This is a genomic window from Streptomyces sp. NPDC058877 (assembly GCF_042742855.1).
GTDB lineage: Bacteria > Actinomycetota > Actinomycetes > Streptomycetales > Streptomycetaceae > Streptomyces.
This window is the reverse complement of record NZ_JBHYMF010000080.1, coordinates 14,199-30,728: the sequence shown is the minus strand read 5'-3', so window position 1 is coordinate 30,728 and position 16,530 is coordinate 14,199. Positions and strand designations below refer to the sequence as shown.

17 protein-coding genes and 1 other RNA gene are annotated in these 16,530 nt (G+C 73.5%); 7 read left to right on the top strand and 11 right to left on the bottom strand.

The annotated features are described in order from the left end of the window. Window positions 1-69: 69 nt before the first annotated feature. On the bottom strand, window positions 70-717 hold the full coding sequence (gene eda / locus ACFW2Y_RS19770; RefSeq protein WP_384880631.1) for a bifunctional 4-hydroxy-2-oxoglutarate aldolase/2-dehydro-3-deoxy-phosphogluconate aldolase: 648 nt from the start codon (window positions 715-717) through the stop codon (window positions 70-72). Between the two features lie 73 nt (window positions 718-790). After that, complete coding sequence (gene yaaA / locus ACFW2Y_RS19765) at window positions 791-1,558, bottom strand: peroxide stress protein YaaA (RefSeq protein WP_384880628.1); 768 nt, start codon at window positions 1,556-1,558, stop codon at window positions 791-793. Window positions 1,559-1,653: 95 nt separating this feature from the next. Here yaaA and ACFW2Y_RS19760 point away from each other — a divergent pair, with 95 nt between their 5' ends. Next, the gene (locus ACFW2Y_RS19760) at window positions 1,654-3,096 is read left to right on the top strand and encodes an RNB domain-containing ribonuclease (RefSeq protein ID WP_384880625.1); all 1,443 of its coding nucleotides are present in this window, start codon (window positions 1,654-1,656) and stop codon (window positions 3,094-3,096) included. On the opposite strand, the gene ACFW2Y_RS19755 is transcribed toward ACFW2Y_RS19760, so the two are convergent. Together ACFW2Y_RS19755 and ACFW2Y_RS19750 are read right to left on the bottom strand one after the other, a co-directional pair. After that, a complete protein-coding gene (locus ACFW2Y_RS19755) occupies window positions 3,041-3,976 on the bottom strand; it encodes a hypothetical protein (protein ID WP_384880622.1) in 936 nt (311 codons plus the stop codon). The genes ACFW2Y_RS19760 and ACFW2Y_RS19755 overlap by 56 nt on opposite strands. Beyond that, on the bottom strand, window positions 3,973-4,725 hold the full coding sequence (locus ACFW2Y_RS19750) for a MerR family transcriptional regulator (protein ID WP_384880619.1): 753 nt from the start codon (window positions 4,723-4,725) through the stop codon (window positions 3,973-3,975). The genes ACFW2Y_RS19755 and ACFW2Y_RS19750 overlap by 4 nt, the downstream gene beginning before the upstream one ends. Window positions 4,726-4,858: 133 nt before the next feature. Between ACFW2Y_RS19750 and rnpB the strand changes: the two genes are divergently transcribed. Next, window positions 4,859-5,257: RNase P RNA component class A (gene rnpB, locus ACFW2Y_RS19745), an RNA gene on the top strand. 73 nt (window positions 5,258-5,330) lie between these two features. On the opposite strand, the gene ACFW2Y_RS19740 is transcribed toward rnpB, so the two are convergent. After that, window positions 5,331-5,843 (bottom strand): DUF1203 domain-containing protein, encoded by a 513-nt coding sequence (locus tag ACFW2Y_RS19740; protein WP_384880616.1) that lies wholly within the window; start codon window positions 5,841-5,843, stop codon window positions 5,331-5,333. Window positions 5,844-6,003: 160 nt separating this feature from the next. Between ACFW2Y_RS19740 and ACFW2Y_RS19735 the strand changes: the two genes are divergently transcribed. Next, window positions 6,004-6,465, top strand: a complete 462-nt coding sequence (locus ACFW2Y_RS19735; RefSeq protein ID WP_384880613.1) for a VOC family protein — start codon at window positions 6,004-6,006, stop codon at window positions 6,463-6,465. Between the two features lie 173 nt (window positions 6,466-6,638). Next, window positions 6,639-6,962: a nuclear transport factor 2 family protein gene (locus ACFW2Y_RS19730; protein WP_384880611.1), complete on the top strand. Its 324-nt coding sequence runs from the start codon at window positions 6,639-6,641 to the stop codon at window positions 6,960-6,962. Between the two features lie 45 nt (window positions 6,963-7,007). Here the strand turns inward: ACFW2Y_RS19730 and ACFW2Y_RS19725 are convergent, their stop codons facing one another. Both ACFW2Y_RS19725 and ACFW2Y_RS19720 read right to left on the bottom strand, forming a co-directional pair. Continuing rightward, complete coding sequence (locus tag ACFW2Y_RS19725; RefSeq protein ID WP_384880608.1) at window positions 7,008-7,751, bottom strand: SDR family oxidoreductase; 744 nt, start codon at window positions 7,749-7,751, stop codon at window positions 7,008-7,010. 127 nt (window positions 7,752-7,878) lie between these two features. After that, on the bottom strand, window positions 7,879-8,880 hold the full coding sequence (locus ACFW2Y_RS19720) for a Gfo/Idh/MocA family protein (RefSeq protein ID WP_384880605.1): 1,002 nt from the start codon (window positions 8,878-8,880) through the stop codon (window positions 7,879-7,881). 70 nt (window positions 8,881-8,950) lie between these two features. Here ACFW2Y_RS19720 and ACFW2Y_RS19715 point away from each other — a divergent pair, with 70 nt between their 5' ends. Together ACFW2Y_RS19715 and ACFW2Y_RS19710 are read left to right on the top strand one after the other, a co-directional pair. Then, window positions 8,951-10,246, top strand: a complete 1,296-nt coding sequence (locus tag ACFW2Y_RS19715; RefSeq protein WP_384880603.1) for a Bcr/CflA family multidrug efflux MFS transporter — start codon at window positions 8,951-8,953, stop codon at window positions 10,244-10,246. Between the two features lie 9 nt (window positions 10,247-10,255). Then, window positions 10,256-11,242, top strand: a complete 987-nt coding sequence (locus ACFW2Y_RS19710) for a small ribosomal subunit Rsm22 family protein (RefSeq protein WP_384880600.1) — start codon at window positions 10,256-10,258, stop codon at window positions 11,240-11,242. Here the strand turns inward: ACFW2Y_RS19710 and ddaH are convergent. After that, the gene (gene ddaH / locus ACFW2Y_RS19705) at window positions 11,239-12,069 is read right to left on the bottom strand and encodes a dimethylargininase (RefSeq protein ID WP_384880598.1); all 831 of its coding nucleotides are present in this window, start codon (window positions 12,067-12,069) and stop codon (window positions 11,239-11,241) included. The genes ACFW2Y_RS19710 and ddaH overlap by 4 nt on opposite strands. Before the next feature lie 452 nt (window positions 12,070-12,521). Here ddaH and ACFW2Y_RS19700 point away from each other — a divergent pair, with 452 nt between their 5' ends. Continuing rightward, window positions 12,522-13,301 carry a bifunctional DNA primase/polymerase gene (locus tag ACFW2Y_RS19700; protein ID WP_384880595.1) on the top strand — a complete coding sequence of 260 codons (780 nt, stop codon included), beginning with the start codon at window positions 12,522-12,524 and terminating at the stop codon, window positions 13,299-13,301. A gap of 34 nt (window positions 13,302-13,335) precedes the next feature. On the opposite strand, the gene ACFW2Y_RS19695 is transcribed toward ACFW2Y_RS19700, so the two are convergent. From ACFW2Y_RS19695 to efeB, 3 genes are read right to left on the bottom strand one after another with little or no spacing between them, the layout of a single operon-like run. Then, window positions 13,336-14,376, bottom strand: coding sequence for a hypothetical protein (locus ACFW2Y_RS19695; protein WP_384880592.1), 1,041 nt, complete (start codon window positions 14,374-14,376; stop codon window positions 13,336-13,338). Further along, window positions 14,330-15,214, bottom strand: a complete 885-nt coding sequence (gene efeU, locus ACFW2Y_RS19690) for an iron uptake transporter permease EfeU (RefSeq protein WP_384880589.1) — start codon at window positions 15,212-15,214, stop codon at window positions 14,330-14,332. Before efeU ends, ACFW2Y_RS19695 begins: the two co-directional genes overlap by 47 nt. Window positions 15,215-15,232: 18 nt before the next feature. After that, a complete protein-coding gene (gene efeB, locus ACFW2Y_RS19685) occupies window positions 15,233-16,513 on the bottom strand; it encodes an iron uptake transporter deferrochelatase/peroxidase subunit (protein WP_384880586.1) in 1,281 nt (426 codons plus the stop codon). Window positions 16,514-16,530 lie beyond the last annotated feature (17 nt).

Below are 16,530 nucleotides of genomic sequence, written 5' to 3'. Positions count from 1 at the left end.
GACCGGAGCGGGCGGGCACGGCGGCCCGGAGCGCCGACGGGTACGGGGTCGCCCTGTCGCCCCGTCGGACTACGGGCGCAGTTCCGCGGCCCCGCGCGCGAGGGACTCCACCCGGGCCCAGTCGCGGGCCGCGAGCGCATCGGGCGGCAGCATCCACGTACCGCCCACGCAGCCCACGTTCGGCAGGGACAGATAGGCGGGGGCCGAGGCGGGGGAGACGCCGCCCGTGGGGCAGAAACGGGCTCCGGGGAGCGGGCCCGCCAAGGACTTCAGGTAGGGGACGCCACCCGCCGCCTCGGCCGGGAAGAACTTCATGTCGGTCACGCCCCGTTCGAGGAGGGCCACCACCTCGGAGGCCGTGGAGACCCCCGGCAGGAACGGCACGCCCGAGTGGTGCATCGCGTCGAGCAACCGTCCGGTCCACCCCGGGCTCACCAGGAACCGCGCCCCGGCGGCGACCGCGTCTGCGACCCCCGTCGCCGAGACCACGGTCCCCGCGCCGACGACCGCCTCCGGCACCTCGGCCGCGATCGCCCGGACGGCGTCGAGCGCCGCCGGGGTGCGCAGGGTGACCTCGATCAGCGGCAGTCCACCGGCCACCAGGGCGCGGGCCAGGGGTACGGCGTCGTCGGGGGCCTCGACCACGACGACCGGGATGACGGGAACGGAGGACCGGCCGGAGGGGTTCTCCGGGGCAAGGTCGAACACGCTCGGCATGGGCGTCATCCTGCCCATCACGAGCGTCAGCCGCAACGAGCGTTGCGCATCGCGCAACGCTCCTGGGGAAGGGTCAGTGGATCTCGTCCACCAGGACGTCCAGGGCCCCCGCCTTGCCGCCCTCCTCCACCGCGTACCCCAGGTCCCGCAGCGCCACGGCCAACTCCGCCGGCGTCCCCGGCTCCGCACCCATCTCCAGGAGGCTCCGCACGATCCGCCCCTTCGTCGCCTTGTTGAAGTGGCTGACCACCTTCCGGGTCGGCGCGTGCAACACCCGCACCGTCGCCGTCCGGGCCGCCACCTCCCCCTTCGGCTTCCACGCCGAGGCGTACGCCGACGACCGCAGGTCCAGCACCAGCCCGTCCCCGGCGGCCTCCGGCATCACCGACGCCATCGCGCCCCGCCAGTGCGCGCCGAGCGCACCGAGCCCCGGCAGCTTGACCCCCATCGAGCAGCGGTACGAAGGAATCCGGTCCGTCACCCTCACGGCACCCCACAGGCCCGAGAACACCAGCAGGGAGTCCCCCGCCCGCTTGCGGGCCGCCGCGTCCAGACCGGCCAGACCCAGCGCGTCGTACAGCACGCCCGTGTAGATCTCCCCGGCCGGGCGTGCGCCCGCCGTCCGCAGCCCGGTGTTCTTCGCGACCTCACCGCGCAAGCCCTCGCTCAGGCCGAGGACCTCGCGCGCCTTCTCCTCGTCGGCGACGCACAGCTCGACCAACTCGTCCAGCACCGCCGCCCGCGCCCCCGCGAGCCCCGGCAGGCACAGCGACTCCGGCTTGAGCGGCGCCCCGCTCCCCGAGGGGGCCTTGCCTTCGGAGGGCGGCAACAGCACGAGCACGGTGGTTCTCCTTCGTCCGTACGGGGGTGGGGGTGCGGCCCCGGCCGTCCAGCCTACAAAGTGCCGGGACCCCCTCCGCGCCCTACGCTCGGTCCATGCCCCGCCGCCACATCCATGTGACCGGCGCAGCCGAGGCTCCGCTGCGGGCCGCCCTGCGCGCACTCCGTACCGAGCTCGCGGTCCCCGGAGACTTCCCGCCCGCCGTCCTCGCCGAAGCCGAAGCCGCCGCGAAGGCGCCCAGGCTCCCGCCGCACGACGCCACCGACCTCCCGCTCTTCACCATCGACCCGCCCACCTCCACCGACCTCGACCAGGCCATGCACCTGGCCCGGCGGGCCGACGGCGGCTACCGCGTCCACTACGCCATCGCCGACGTCGCCGCCTTCGTCACCCCCGGCGGTGCGATCGACGCCGAGGCCCACCGTCGCGTCCTCACGCTCTACTTTCCCGACGGCAAGGTCCCCCTCCATCCGGCCGTCCTCTCCGAGGGCACCGCCAGCCTCCTCCCCGGCGAACCCCGCCCCGCCCTGCTCTGGCGCATCGACCTCGACGCCGAAGGCCGTCGCGTCGCCACCGACGTCCGCCGCGCCCTCGTCCGCAGCCGGGCCAAGTTCGACTACGCGGACGTGCAGCGCCGGATCGACGACGGCACGGCGGAGGAGTCCCTCGCCCTGCTCCGTGCCGTCGGCCGGCTCCGCGAAGCCCTTGAGGTCGAGCGCGGCGGGATCTCCCTCGACGTCCCCGAGCAGGAGATCGTCGAGAGGGACCACACGTACTCCCTCGCCTACCGGGCACCGCTCCCCGCCGAGAGTTGGAACGCCCAGGTCTCCCTGCTCACGGGCATGGCCGCCGCCGACCTCATGACCGCTGCCGGCACCGGGATCCTGCGCACCCTCCCCACCGCTCCCGACGGTGCCGTCGCCCAGCTGCGCCGTTCCGCCCGGGCCCTCGGCGTCGACTGGCCGCACCACGTCTCGTACGCCGACGTCGTCCGCTCCGCCGACCCCACGGATCCGCGTCAGGCCGCCTTCCTCCAGGAGTGCACCAGCCTCCTGCGCGGCGCCGGGTACACCGTCTTCACCGACGGCCACGTCCCCACCCCGGCCGTCCACGCCGCCGTCGCCGACGAGTACACCCACTGCACCGCCCCGCTGCGCCGGCTCGTCGACCGGTACGCGGGCGAACTGTGCGTGGCGGCGGTGGCCGGGAACGAGCCGCCCGAGTGGGTGAGGGCCGCACTGCCGGTCCTCCCCGAGGAGATGGCCACCGGCGCCCGCCGCGCCAACACCGTCGAACGCGAGAGCGTCGACATCGTCGAAGCGGCGCTCCTGAAGGACCGGATCGGGGAGATCTTCGACGCGTACGTCATCGACGTGAAGGAGCGCGAGCCGTCCGTCGGCACCGTCCACCTGGAGGACCCGGCGGTCGTCGCCCGCATCGCGGGCGGGCAGACCGAACTGCCCCTGGGGGAGCGGCTCCGGGTCAAGCTGACCGAGGCGGACCCGGGGAGGGCCAAGGCGCTGTTCGCGCCTGCGTGAGCGCCCGGTACAGGGCCTGCGGATCGTCGGCGTGCACCCGGAGGACGCTCACGGCACGGGGCGCGCCGAGCAGCCGCGGCGCGTCGACCGGCTCGGCCAGCTCGATCGTGACGGAGGTCTGCGAGCCCACGGCGAGGTTCAGCTCGCCCTCCCTCTTCTCGTGCGAGAACAGGGGCTCGCGCCGGACGGTGGCGATCCGGTCGAGCGGAACGCGCACGTCGACGTGCGCGGCCTGGCGCAGGCGGAGGACGCCTCCGGAGAGCGTGTGCGGGCGGGTCGCCGAGGCGGCGTGCAGACCGAGGACGAAGAACACGGTGTAGACGTCCAGGACGAGGAGGACGGCGTGTGCGACGGGCCAGTCGGCGAGCATGTACGACACGCCGATGGTCTCGACCACGCACACGAAGGCGAAGCCGTACATCAGCGCGGCCTGGTCCCGGGCGTGCGGGAACACCGCGTCGGCGCTCTCGACCCCGTGTGCCCGCCGCCCGGCCCACCGCACCAGGCTGCCCAGGAGCCGCGCCTCGTGCGCGAGGAGCCGCAGCACCGGCTCCGGCACCAGCACGCCGAGGGCTTCCCGGGGGGAGTGCCCCGTGCGGCGGAGCCGCAGGAAGGCGAGCCCTTCGACGACGAACAGCGTCACCAGCAGGAGCTCGACGGCTCCGAGGACGATGCCCGGTGTCCGTACGCCGGCCACCAGGCACACGACGAGCACCGCCTCGGCGGGCAGCGCCGCGTACGCGACCCCCCGCAAGACCCGTAGAGGACGTCCGAGGCGGTCCGCCCCACCGGCCGCGCCGCGCGCCGTGCGGTCGGTGGCGGGCCCGCCGACCGGGCCGCCACGGTCGCTCGGGCCGGTCACGTCGTCGGACGTGCTCATCCCGCATCCTCCCCGCGTTCCGCGACCAGCCGCAGCGCGAGCCGTACGGCTGCGGCCTGGGCCGGCGCCAACTCGTCGAAGACGGTCCGGGCGAGACCGTCGTCCAGCTCGGCGTCCGACACCCGCTCGCCCAACTCGTCCGGCAGGCAGGCGGCGATCGCCCGGGCCGCCTCTGCCACCCCGGGGGCGTCGGGCGCCGCGCCGGCGAGGCCGTCGAGCAGGGCGTACACCGCGTGGGCGTCCGCCGCCACCTTGCCGATCAGCTCCATCAGACCGGCCCGTTCCGACTCGGGGACCACGGTGTCCAGCAGGGAGAGGACCTCCCGGTCCTTCGCCGCCATCGGTGACTCTGGCACCTCGCCGAGCCCCGCGAGCAGCGCCGTGAGCTCCGGTGACACCGGGCCCTCGGCGGGCAGCCGACCGGCCCGAGCGGCGGCGAGGAGCGGAGCGAGGCGCTCCCTGCGTTCCCGGATCACCGCTTCCTGCCGCGCCAGGTCGTCCGCCAGTCCTTCCAACACGTCCACGAGCCCGCGCCCCTCGTCGTCCGCGAGGGCGTCCCGCGCCTCGTCGAGCCCGAGGCCCAGTTCGGTCAGTCGCCGGATCCGGGCGAGGAGCACGGCGTCCCGGACGCCGTACTCCCGGTACCCGTTGGCGCGTCGCACGGGCTCGGGCAGCAGCCCCGACTGGTGGTAGTGCCGCACGGCCCGGGGGGTGACCCCGACGAGCGCGGCGATCTCGCCGATACGCATGGCCCCAGTAGAAACCCTGACGCTGCGGCAAGGTCAAGAGGCGGTTTTCGGACCGCCGCCCCGACCGCGGGGCGGAGAACGGGAGGGGGCCGAACGCGCCCGCGTCGGCAGGTAGCATGGTCGGCACGGCAGACGAGCCGGGCGGACGGCCGCGTGGAGATCTTCGGATCTTCCCGAGGAACGTCCGGGCTCCACAGAGCAGGGTGGTGGCTAACGGCCACCCGGGGTGACCCGCGGGACAGTGCCACAGAAAACAGACCGCCGGGGACCTCGGTCCTCGGTAAGGGTGAAACGGTGGTGTAAGAGACCACCAGCGCCTGAGGTGACTCAGGCGGCTAGGTAAACCCCACTCGGAGCAAGGTCAAGAGGGGACGCCTCGGCGTCCCTGCGCGGATGTTCGAGGGCTGCTCGCCCGAGTCCGCGGGTAGACCGCAGGAGGCCGGCGGCAACGCCGGTCCTAGATGGATGGCCGTCGCCCCGACGACCGCGAGGTCCCGGGGCACAGAACCCGGCGTACAGCCCGACTCGTCTGCCGCCCCTTTCCTCGGGCAGGGCCCTCGACCGGGTTTCCCCCGTCAAGGGCCCTCGCCGCTGGTCGGGTGTGTTCAGGGTCGGCGGACCTCGAAGTGGAAGCAGCCGTACTCGACGGCCCGGACGTGCACCAGGGCCACCGCGGGGTCGGCGAAGGCTTCGGTGAGGGCGCGGTCGAAGCCTTCGGCGGGCGTCTCGGGGAGTTCCAGGAGGCGGCCCCCGACGATGCGGCCGGCCGCATCGTAGCGGCGGAGGACGCGGAGCGCGCCGGTGCGGGAGAAGGGGTAGTGCTCCGAGGCGGTCGGGCCGCCGCAGTCGTCCGCGTGGATGAAGACGGGGCCCTGCTCGTCGTAGGCCCCCGGAGCGGCACCGGTTTCGGCGGCCCAGCGGCGGAGCGGCGCGTACGAGACCAGGGCGATGCGCTCGCCGGGGACGGAGGGGCGCAGGCAGCAGCGGAGGCGGTCGCCGCCGTCGGCGGCGGCGTACGGCGTGCAGGCGCGTCCGGCGTCGTCGGTTGCGCGCAGTCGGTCGAGGGCGGCGGGCGGGATGGCGCGGGCGCGGAAGGCGGTGGTGGTGTGGGTGCTCATGCAGCCAGGCTCGCGGTGGCGGGGTCGTCCTGCCGGCGCAATTCGGACGTCGCGTGGGGACGGGTTTCCCGGCGGATCCGTGTTCTGCCGGTGGGCCCCTCCGGGTTTCGGTACGGTCGCCGGGGAAGCCGTCACGGACGAAAACAGAGAGAGCAGCCCCATGAGTCGTCGTTTTCAGGTCACGTTCGACGCCCGTGACCCCCGGGCCCTGTCGTCCTTCTGGCGCGATGCGCTGGGCTATGTCCACCCCGGGCCGCCCGGTGTCGAACTGCCGGAGGGCGCGGACCCGTTGGCGGCCTGGGACGACTTCCTGGCACGGATCGGCATGCCCGAGGACCAACGCAACACCAGGTCGGCCATCGAGGACCCGGAGGGGTTGGGGCCCCGCGTGTTCTTCCAGCGGGTGCCGGAGGACAAGGTCGCCAAGAACCGGGTCCACCTGGACGTCCGGGCCGCGCCCGGGCTCCAGGGAGAGGAACGGATGGCAGCCCTGGAGGCCGCGTGCGACCGGCTTGTCGGGCTGGGGGCGAAACGACGGGAACGCTTTGAGCCCGCCCCGCCGTTCGGCGCCGGCCACATCGTGATGACCGACCCCGAGGGCAACGAGTTCTGCCTGGACTGAGCCGGTCGGTCGCGGCGCAGCACCGGCCGTTGCCCGTCCCGTCCCGTCCCGTCCCGTCCCGTCCCGTCCCGGCCCGGCCCGGCGGCCGGTTCCGAGCCGCCCGACCCGCTGTCGGAGGGACCCCACGGCCGGGGCGTCCGCTGCGAGGGCGCGTGCGGGTGTACGGGTGGGGCATGACCGTTTCCGTGAACCAGCTCAGCGACCCGGCCGTGCGCGCCTTCGTCACGGCCCTCAACGCCCAGGACGAGTCGGCCCTCTTCGACGTCCTGACGCCCGACGCGACCATGGCCGACGACGGCTCCGACCGCGACCTGAGGCAGTGGCTCGACCGGGAGGTGTTCGCCTCGCGCGGGCACATGGACGTCGAGTCCGAGAAGGACGGCGGGCGGTCGCTCGTCGCCCGCTACCGCAATGACACCTGGGGCGAGATGCGGACCGCGTGGCGCTTCACCGTCCAGGACGGCAAGGTCTCCCGCTTCGAGACCGGGCAGGCCTGAGGCCGGTCGTGCCGTCGCCCCTCCGGCCCGGGGCGACGACACGGCTCACCCCCGGCCGACGTACGGCATCGCCGTCGCCATCACCGTCGCGAACTGCACGTTGGCCTCCAGCGGCAGGCCCGCCATGTGGACCACCGTCGCCGCCACGTCCGCCGCGTCCATCACCGGCTCCACCGCCAGTTCCCCGTTGGCCTGGAGGATGCCGGTCTGCATGCGGGCGGTCATCTCCGTGGCGGCGTTCCCGATGTCGAGCTGGCCGCAGGCGATCCGGTACGGGCGGCCGTCCAGCGAGAGGGACTTCGTCAGGCCCGTCATCGCGTGCTTCGTCGCCGTGTACGCGATCGAGTGCGGGCGCGGCACGTGTGCGGAGATCGAGCCGTTGTTGATGATCCGGCCGCCCTGCGGGTCCTGCTCCTTCATGGTCCGGAAGGCGGCCTGGGCGCAGAGGAACGCGCCCGTCAGATTGACGTCGACGACCGCCCGCCAGGTCTCCGGGGCCAGGTCCTCCACGGGAACCCCGCCGCCCGCGAACGTACCGGCGTTGTTGAAGAGGAGGTCGACCCGACCGTAGCGGTCCCGCACCGAGGAGAAGAGGGAGGCGACCTCCCGCTCCGAGGTCACGTCCGTCGGGACGCACAGGAAGTCGCCGTCCGGGAGGGCCGCGGCCGTCTCCTCCAGGGCCCGTGCCCTGCGGCCCGCCAGGGCCACCGACCAGCCGGCCGACGCGAGGGCCAGCGCGACGCTCCGGCCGATGCCCGAACCGGCGCCCGTCACCACTGCGATGCTCATGGGCGCGCAGCGTACGCGAGCCGCGCACCCCGTGAACCCGTCCGTCCGATGGATGGATGTCCTGTACTCGACAACGGGGGTCTTCGCGGCGTCCGGTGTCGCCGGCCACGGCCGACCGACCAACGCCTCACCCGCGGGTGGCGGCAGCCTCCTGCGGATAGCGGACGCCGATGCGGTCCCGCACCGCGTCGAGCGTCCGCATCACCGCGAGCGAACCGTCCAGCGGCACGAGCGGGGACTCGATCGCGCCGGTGCGCAGACAGCGCATCACCTCGGCGGCCTCGTGACGGAAGGAGTGCGGGTCGTCCGTCGACGTGAACTCCTCCGGCTCGCGCCCGTGCCGGTGCAGCGTGAACCGCTCGGGGAAGAAGAAGCCGCGCGGGAGGTCGATCCGGCCCCGCGTGCCCGTCACCGAGGCCGTCAGCGGCGTGTCCGCGACGAGCGAGCAGGACAGCAGTGCGGAGGCGCCCGATTCCCAGCCCAGCAGCACGCCCGTGTTCAGGTCGACGCCCTCCGGGGAGAGCAGCGCGTGCGCCCGGACGGCGGACGGCTCGCCGAGCAGCAGCTGTGCGAACGACACCGGATAGACTCCGAGGTCGAGCAGCGCCCCGCCGCCCACTGCCGGGTCCCGCAGCCGGTGGCCGGCGTCGAAGGGCCCGGCGAGTCCGAAGTCCGCCTGGACCGTGCGCACCTCGCCGATCGCCCCGTCGCGCACCAGCTCCACGATCCGCCGGACCAGCGGATGGCAGTACGTCCACATGGCCTCCATCAGGAAGAGGCCGCGGTCCCGGGAGAGCGCGACCAACTCCCCGGCCTCGCGGGCGTTGAGGGTGAAGGCCTTTTCGCAGAGCACCGCCTTGCCCGCCTCCAGGGCGAGGCCGGCCGCGGCGCGGTGCGCATGGTGCGGGGTCGCCACGTACACCACGTCGACGTCCCCGTCGGCGAAGAGCCCGGCCCATTCCCCGTACGCCCGCGGGATCCCGAACCGTTCCGCGAAGGACGTCGCGGAGGCCCCGGTGCGGGACGCCACCGCGATGACCTCGGCGCCGTCGAGCGCCAGCAGGTCCGTGGTGAACCGTTCCGCCACGCCGCCCGTCGCCAGGATCCCCCAGCGCACCGTGTCACCCATGTCCCCACCCGTCCCAGAGAGGTCTCGACCATCCCGGTCGAGCTGAGAGCATAGGCAAGGATTCAACGAAATGGAGCAGTCGATGCCGGAGAGCGGCCACAAGACCACACGAGGACACATACCCGAAAGCGCCCCGGTCGCCACCGCCGTCCGGCGGACGGGACTCCTCGTCACCCTCGTCCTGGGCGGCCTCACCGCCCTCCCCCCGCTCTCCATGGACATGTACCTCCCGGCGCTGCCGGAGGTCACCAGCGCGCTGGGGGCCCCCGCCGCCACCGTGCAGCTCACCCTCACCGCCTGCCTCGCCGGCATGGCCCTCGGCCAGCTCGTCGTCGGCCCCATGAGCGACAAGTGGGGACGCCGGCGCCCCCTGCTCATCGGCATGACCGTGTACGTCCTGGCCACCGCCGTCTGCGCGCTCGCCCCCAGCGTCGAGCTGCTCGTCGGCTTCCGACTGCTCCAGGGCCTGGCCGGCGCCGCCGGCATCGTCATCGCCCGTGCCGTCGTCCGCGACCTGTACGACGGCGTGGAGATGGCCCGCTTCTTCTCCACCCTGATGCTGATCTCCGGCGCCGCCCCGATCGTCGCCCCCCTGATCGGCGGCCAGATCCTGCGGATCACCGACTGGCGGGGCGTCTTCCACGTCCTCACCGTCATCGGCGTGCTCCTCACCGTCGTCGTCTGGCGCTTCCTCCACGAGACGCTGCCCCCCGAGCGCCGCCACGAAGGCGGGGTCGGCCAGGCCCTGCGCACCATGCGGGGCCTCCTGGCCGACCGGACCTTCACCGGCTACGTGCTCACCGGCGGCCTCGCCTTCGCCGCCCTCTTCGCGTACATCTCGGCCTCGCCGTTCGTCATCCAGGAGATCTACGGGGCCTCACCACAGACCTTCAGTCTGCTCTTCGGCCTCAACTCCGTCGGCCTCGTCATCGTCGGCCAGATCAACGGCAAGCTCCTCGTCGGCCGCGTCAGCCTCGACAAGGTCCTCGGCTGGGGCATCGCCACCCTCCTGCTCGCCGCCCTGGCGCTGACCCTCATGACCAGCGGAGCCTTCGGCGAGGTCGGCCTCGCCCCCGTCGCCGCCGGCCTCTTCGTCCTCATGTCCGCGATGGGCCTCACCCTGCCCAACACCAATGCCCAGGCGCTCCTGCGCACCCCGCACGCCGCCGGATCCGCCTCCGCCCTCCTGGGCACCTCCTCCTTCCTCATCGGAGCCGTTGCCTCCCCGCTCGTCGGCATCGCCGGTGAGCACACGGCCGTCCCCATGGCGGTGGTCCAGCTCAGCTGCGCCGCCCTCGCCCTGGCCTGTTTCCTGGGCCTCTGCCGTCCCCGGCGGACCGCCGGGCCCCGGGTCGACACGCCCTAGACTGTCTCGGTGAACGCCTCCGCTCCCTCCGCCGACTCCTTGCGCGCCGCCCTCGCCGTGCTCCTCGACGGGCTGCCGCCCAACCGGGCGGCGCAGGCCGTCGAGCGGCTGATCGCCAACTACCGGGGCACCACTCCGACGGACGCCCCCGTGCTGCGCGACCGCTCCGACGTCGCCGCGTACGCCGCGTACCGGATGCCCGCGACCTTCGAGGCGGTGCGGGGGGCGCTCGGTGCGCTGCGGGAGTCGGCGCCCGGGTGGCGACCCGGCACGCACACCGACGTCGGCGGCGGCACGGGCGCGGCGAGCTGGGCCGTCGCCGAGGCCTGGGAGGAGGCGCCGCCCCGCACCCTCGTCCTCGACTGGGCCGAACCCGCCCTCGCGCTCGGCCGGGAACTGGCCGCCGGGGCCTTCGAGGCGGAGTGGCGGCGCGAGCGGATCGGCGGCGCCCTGCGCCTGGACGACACCGACCTGGTCACCGTCTCGTACGTCCTCAAGGAGCTCACCGGGGCCGATCGCGCGGTGCTCGTCACCGAGGCGGCCCGTGCCGCCCGTGCGGTGGTGATCGTCGAGCCCGGAACCCCCGACGGCTACGAGCGGATCATGGAGGCCCGCACCCTGCTGGTGGAGGCCGGGTTCACCGTTGCCGCGCCCTGCCCGCACAGCGGGGCCTGCCCGATCGTGCCCGGCAGCGACTGGTGCCACTTCTCCGCCCGGGTGAGCCGCTCCTCGCTGCACCGGCAGGTGAAGGGCGGCTCGCTGCCGTACGAGGACGAGAAGTACGCGTACGTCGTGGCCGTCCGGGCCGCCGACGTACCGGTCGACCCGGTGCCGTCCCGCATCGTCCGCAAGCCGCAGATCCGCAAGGGCCAGGTCCTGCTGGAGCTCTGCGGGCCCGAGGGCCTCGGCCGGGACACGGTCACCAAGCGGCACGGGCCCCTCTACAAGCAGGCCCGTGACGCGGAGTGGGGCGACGCCTGGCCCCCGGAGTCCTAGGGGCGCAGCTCCTGGGTGCAGCACTTCACGCTGCCGCCGCCCTTGAGCAGTTCTCCCAGGTCCATGCCGATCGGCTCGAAGCCGCGGGCGCGGAGGGGCTCGAAGAGGCCGACCGCCGCCTGGGGGAGCAGGACGTGCCGGCCGTCGCTCACCGCGTTGAGCCCGAGGGCCGCCGCGTCCTCACCCGTTGCGACCAGGGCGTCGGGGAAGAGCCGGGCGAGCACCGCACGGCTGCCCGGGGAGAAGGCGTCGGGGTAGTACATGACCTCGTCCCCGGCGTCGTCCAGGACGCACAGCGCCGTGTCCAGGTGGTAGTAGCGCGGGTCCACCAGCTCCAGGCCGATCACCGGGCGGCCGAAGAACTCCTGCGCCTCGTCGTGGGAGAGCGGGCTGGAGCGGAAGCCCCGGCCGGCGAGGATCCAGGAAGCGGTGACGGCGAAGTCGCCCTCGCCCTCGTTCACGTGCTCCGGCGCCCGCACGGCGTCGTCCGCCCAACCGTTCCTGCGGAACCAGGACAGATGGGCCTCGGCCTCGGCCGAGCGCTCCGGGTGGGCGAACTTCGCACCGAGGACCCGGCCCTCGACGACGGTGGCGCCGTTCGCCGCGAAGACCATGTCCGGCAGCGCCGGGTCGGGCTCCAACAGCTCCACGGTGTGGCCGAGGGTGCGGTAGCGGTCGCGCAGGTCCTCCCACTGGGTGAGGGCGAGCTGCAGGTCGACCGGTTTGCTGGGGTCCATCCAGGGGTTGATGGAGTACGTCACCGTGAAGTGCACGGGTGGGCACATCAGATAACGGCGGGGCGAGGGCGTGCGCGGAGTAGGGCGCAAAGAGGGCTCCTCACGGACGGGTGGACGGAACGGCCGATGATCGGTGGACCCCATGGTCCGCCCTCGACGGCCTCCGCGCTGTGGACCGTTCGGGTGGTTCCGAGCCGTCCGAGGGACGGGGGAGCACCCCCGCGCGAGCGTCGGACCGTCCCCGTGGGAGGCGTGGGGACAGTGAGATCCGCGACACCCGAGGTTCCGCCGCCGTTCACCGACGGGTCCGGCGCGTCGGCGACGAGGAGTTGATCGTTTCGCCGTCGGCGGGCCCCGTCCGCCGCCACGCCTGCACCGACGGCGCCTCCCGGCGCGGCCCCGCTCCCCGTGCCCGCCTTCCGCGGGCCCCCGTCCCCGCTTCCCCGCCGACCACCCCGGTTCCGCACTCCGGTCACCCGGGGCGCAGGATGGTGGGACCATGGGCAGAGCCGAACGGGCGAGCACGAGGTGTGAGGGGATAGATGGGCGACGGCATCGGCCGCTACCGCGGCACGGAGAGCAAACTCGCACAATGGCTGCGCAGGCGCCCCAAACGCACGACGGCCGGGGACGAGAACGACCGCGAGCAGCTCCTCCTGGCCGTCGCCGCCGCCGGGCTGCCCCTGGCCCCCGCCGCGTACCCCGTCGGCTACAGCTGTTCCTGTGAGCGGATCGGCTGTCCCACCCCCGCCCGGCACCCCGTCTCCTTCGCCTGGCAGACCCAGTCGACCACCGATCGAGGTCAGATCGAGCGCTGGGCGCGGAACGAGCCGCACGCGAACTTCATCACCGCCACCGGCATGGTCCACGACGTCCTCGACGTGCCGCTGTCCGCCGGTCGCGCCGCCCTGGAACGCCTGCTCGCCGAGGGCGTCGAGGTGGGACCCGTCGCCGAGTCCGCCGACGTCGACACGGTCGGCGGGCGGATGCTGTTCTTCACCGCCACCCGCGGCACCCCCGAGGACGAGGACGAGTGGTGGCCGTGCGAGCTGGACTGCCACCCGGAGACGATGGACGAGCACCCGGGGCTGCGCTGGCACTGCCGCGGCAGCTACGTCCTCGTACCGCCCGCCCGGCTCCCCGGTGACGAGGAGGCCCATCCGGTCGTCGCCTGGGTCCGCGGCCCCGAGCACCCGCTGCCCGACCCGCTGAACCTCCTGGAGACCCTCCAGGACGCCTGCGCACGCCACGCCGCCGAGCGGGAGGCGGGCGGCGACGGAGGGCACGCCGCCCACGAGATCGCCTGGCCGCTGACCCGCTGACCCGCTGAATCGGTACGCCTGCCGTCGGCGGGCGCTAGGAGCCCTCCGCGCCCACCACGCCCTGGAGCCGGCCCGTGACCGTGACCCCGTTGCGGTCCGTGCCCGCCGGCTTGACCAGGACCGCCTGGCTGGAGACCCACTCCCGGGTGACGGTGCTCTTGATCTCGCCGTTCAGCAGCGCCTTCACATCGGGGCCGACCTTCGGCCGGTACCCCTTCGCCGCCGTCTGGCGCTCGAAGTACCGGGTCGCGAAGAACACGAGCGCGCCGCCGTCCCGGGTCCGCAGCCCGAGCGGCGCGAAGTCACCCCGGTCCGTGACCTGGTCGACGTACTGGGTGGCCATTCCCGGCCGTTGGGCGGCCTTCTGCCGCTGCGCCCGCCACTCCGTGGTGTGCGCGCCCGGCGCGAAGGTCGCCGGCTTCCCGTCCCTCAGATACGCGACGTACTCCTTGCCGAGGTCACGGGGGGCGACCGCGAGCGCGTCGGTGTCCGCGGGGACCGGCACCGCGTACCCCTCCTCCTCGGCGAACTCCGGCACCTCGCTCCGGGGGAGGATCGTGAGGTACGCGACCTCCCAGAGCTGTTGGGGGCCGTTGCGCAGGAAGACCAGGAGCCAGCGCTGGTCGCCGGAGCCCCGGTTGGAGGCGGTGTCCGCGACGAACCAGCGCGGCCAGCCGGCCTTCCGGGGGAGCACGAACCGCGGGTCGGTCAGTTCGAGCGGCTTGTGCTCGGGATTGCCGCCGGGGGTGTTGATCGACCGTGCGCGCAGGCCCGCCTGGTTGATCTCGCCGAGCGGGCCGGTGACCCGACCCGCGTCCAGGCCCGGGTCGTAGGCCTTGTCGGCCTGGTTGTAGGCGGTGGTGAAGTCGGCGAGGGCCTGCGCGGCCTCGGCCTCCGTCGCCGGCGGCAACAGCGCCCGTTCGCCGTGCACGGTGACGCAGCCGCTCGCCGTCAGCGACAGGACGGTTCCGGCCGCCGTCGCCGCGAGGAACCTCGCCAGTGCACGGCCCGCTCGGGACGACCGCTGCTCAAGCGTTCGTCGTCCCGGCGCTCGCCTCAGCCTCAGCCTTCTCATCGGTCGTCTTCTGCCCCTTCACCCGCGCGGACGAAGCCGACCCTATCGGGGCCAGGAAGAGCGCGAGCGTCGGGATCAGGTACAGCGCCCACACCGTGACCTGAAGGACCGTCGGATCCGGCTGGAAGTTGAACACGCCCTTGAGGAGCGTGCCGTACCAGCTGTCCGGGGGGATCGTGGCCGAGACGTCGAAGGCCTTGTCGGAGAGGCCGCCGAGGAAGCGGGCCTCCTGGAGGTCGTGCACGCCGTAGGCGAGCACCCCCGCCGCCACCACGACCAGCATCCCGCCGGTCCAGGTGAAGAACTTCGCCAGGTTGATCTTCAGCGCGCCCCGGTAGAACAGCCAGCCGAGCAGCACTGCGGTGAGCAGCCCGAGGAGCACCCCGACCAGCGGGGCGTAGGTGCCGTCCGAGGAGGCCCGCACCGACGCCCAGACGAAGAGCGCGGTCTCCAGGCCCTCGCGGCCCACGGCCAGGAAGGCGGTGGCGACGAGCGCGCCCGTGCCCATCTGCAGGGCCGCGTCCAGCTTGCCGTGCAGTTCCGCCTTGAGGTGCCGGGCCGTGCGCCGCATCCAGAAGACCATCCAGGTCACCAGGACCACCGCGACGATCGACAGCGAACCGCCGAGCAGCTCCTGGGCCTCGAAGGTCAGCTCCTGGGAGCCGAACTCCAGGCCGGCACCGAACGCCAGGGCCACGCCGACGGCGACCCCGATGCCGATCCAGATCGGCTTCAGCGCGTCCCGGCGCCCGGTCTTCACCAGGTACGCGATGAGGATGCAGACGACCAGGCTCGCTTCGAGGCCCTCGCGCAGGCCGATCAGATAGTTACCGAACACCTCGGTGTCCCTCCTCGGTTACGAGAACAGCGCCCGACCCCACCAGTCGTCCTTGTCCCGGACGCCCGGCGGGATCGCGAACAGCGCCGAACCCACGTGCTGGATGTACTCGTTGAGGGCGTCCGAGGCCAGCGAGGTCTGCACCGGGATGAAGCCGGTGCGGACGTCCTTCTGGTACGCCAGGAAGAACAGGCCGGCCTCCAGGCGGCCGAGGCCGTCCGTGCCGTCGGTGAAGGAGTAGCCGCGGCGCAGCAGGGTCGCCCCGTTGTTGCTGTCCGGGTGCGCGAGCCGGACGTGCGAGTCCGGCTTCATCGCCTTCAGGAACGGCTCGTCGTGCTCCTTGGCCTTGCCGACCGGGGCGCCCTCGCGCTTGTCGCGGCCGAAGATGTCCTCCTGCTCGGCGAGCGGAGTGCGGTCCCAGGTCTCCACGTTCATCCGGATGCGGCGGGCCACCAGGTACGAGCCGCCGTCCATCCAGGCGGCACCGCCCTCGGCGTCCTTGCCGGAGACCCACACGTGCTTCGTCAGCCGTTCCGTCTCGGTGCCGGCGATGTTGCGGGTGCCGTCCTTGAAGCCGAAGAGGTTGCGCGGGGTCTGGGCGTCCGGGGTCGTCGACGAGGTCTTGCCGAAGCCCAGCTGCGACCAGCGCACCGCGACCTTGCCGAAGCCGATCCGGGCGAGGTTCCTGATGGCGTGGACGGCGACCTGCGGGTCGTCCGCGCAGGCCTGCACGCAGATGTCGCCGCCGCTGCGCGCCGGGTCCAGGTTGTCGCCGGGGAACTTGGGCAGGTCGACCAGGGCGCCGGGCCGCCGGTCCTTCAGCCCGAAGCGCCCGTCGAAGAGCGAGGGGCCGAAGCCGATGGTGAGGGTGAGGCGGGAGGGCTTGAGGCCCAGGGCCTCGCCGGTGTCGTCCGGCGGGGCTTCCGGCAGGCCGCCGTAGGCGCCCTCGCCGACCTCGGCGCCCGCGGTCATCCGCTCGGCGGCCCGCGTCCAGTCCTTGAGGAGCTGGACCAGTTCCGCCCGGTCCTCCGTCTTGACGTCGAAGGAGGCGAAGTGCAGCCGGTCCTGCACCGCGGTGGCGATGCCCGCCTGGTGCGTGCCGTGGAAGGGAACGGCCCCGCCGCTCTCGGCGACCGGGGCGGTGGCGTCGCCGTCCCGGGTCAGTGCGGCGGCACCGCCGGCCGCGGCGGCGCCGAGCGCCAGCCCGGCCCCGCCCCAGCCGATGACCTTGCGGCGGGAGGGCGCCCCCTGGGGCTCCTGCGCGGTCCGCGCGCCCTGCTCCTCGGTGTTCTCGGACATCTCGTGTTCCCGTCCCT

Bases quoted from the DNA above. Each gene is read 5' to 3' on its own strand.
- eda (WP_384880631.1), bottom strand. From the start codon at position 717: ATGCCGAGCGTGTTCGACCTTGCCCCGGAGAACCCCTCCGGCCGGTCC.
- ACFW2Y_RS19760 (WP_384880625.1), top strand. From the start codon at position 1,654: ATGCCCCGCCGCCACATCCATGTGACCGGCGCAGCCGAGGCTCCGCTG.
- ACFW2Y_RS19755 (WP_384880622.1), bottom strand. From the start codon at position 3,976: ATGAGCACGTCCGACGACGTGACCGGCCCGAGCGACCGTGGCGGCCCG.
- ACFW2Y_RS19750 (WP_384880619.1), bottom strand. From the start codon at position 4,725: ATGCGTATCGGCGAGATCGCCGCGCTCGTCGGGGTCACCCCCCGGGCC.
- ACFW2Y_RS19740 (WP_384880616.1), bottom strand. From the start codon at position 5,843: ATGAGCACCCACACCACCACCGCCTTCCGCGCCCGCGCCATCCCGCCC.
- ACFW2Y_RS19735 (WP_384880613.1), top strand. From the start codon at position 6,004: ATGAGTCGTCGTTTTCAGGTCACGTTCGACGCCCGTGACCCCCGGGCC.
- ACFW2Y_RS19730 (WP_384880611.1), top strand. From the start codon at position 6,639: ATGACCGTTTCCGTGAACCAGCTCAGCGACCCGGCCGTGCGCGCCTTC.
- ACFW2Y_RS19725 (WP_384880608.1), bottom strand. From the start codon at position 7,751: ATGAGCATCGCAGTGGTGACGGGCGCCGGTTCGGGCATCGGCCGGAGC.
- ACFW2Y_RS19720 (WP_384880605.1), bottom strand. From the start codon at position 8,880: ATGGGTGACACGGTGCGCTGGGGGATCCTGGCGACGGGCGGCGTGGCG.
- ACFW2Y_RS19715 (WP_384880603.1), top strand. From the start codon at position 8,951: ATGGAGCAGTCGATGCCGGAGAGCGGCCACAAGACCACACGAGGACAC.
- ACFW2Y_RS19700 (WP_384880595.1), top strand. From the start codon at position 12,522: ATGGGCGACGGCATCGGCCGCTACCGCGGCACGGAGAGCAAACTCGCA.
- ACFW2Y_RS19695 (WP_384880592.1), bottom strand. From the start codon at position 14,376: ATGAGAAGGCTGAGGCTGAGGCGAGCGCCGGGACGACGAACGCTTGAG.
- efeB (WP_384880586.1), bottom strand. From the start codon at position 16,513: ATGTCCGAGAACACCGAGGAGCAGGGCGCGCGGACCGCGCAGGAGCCC.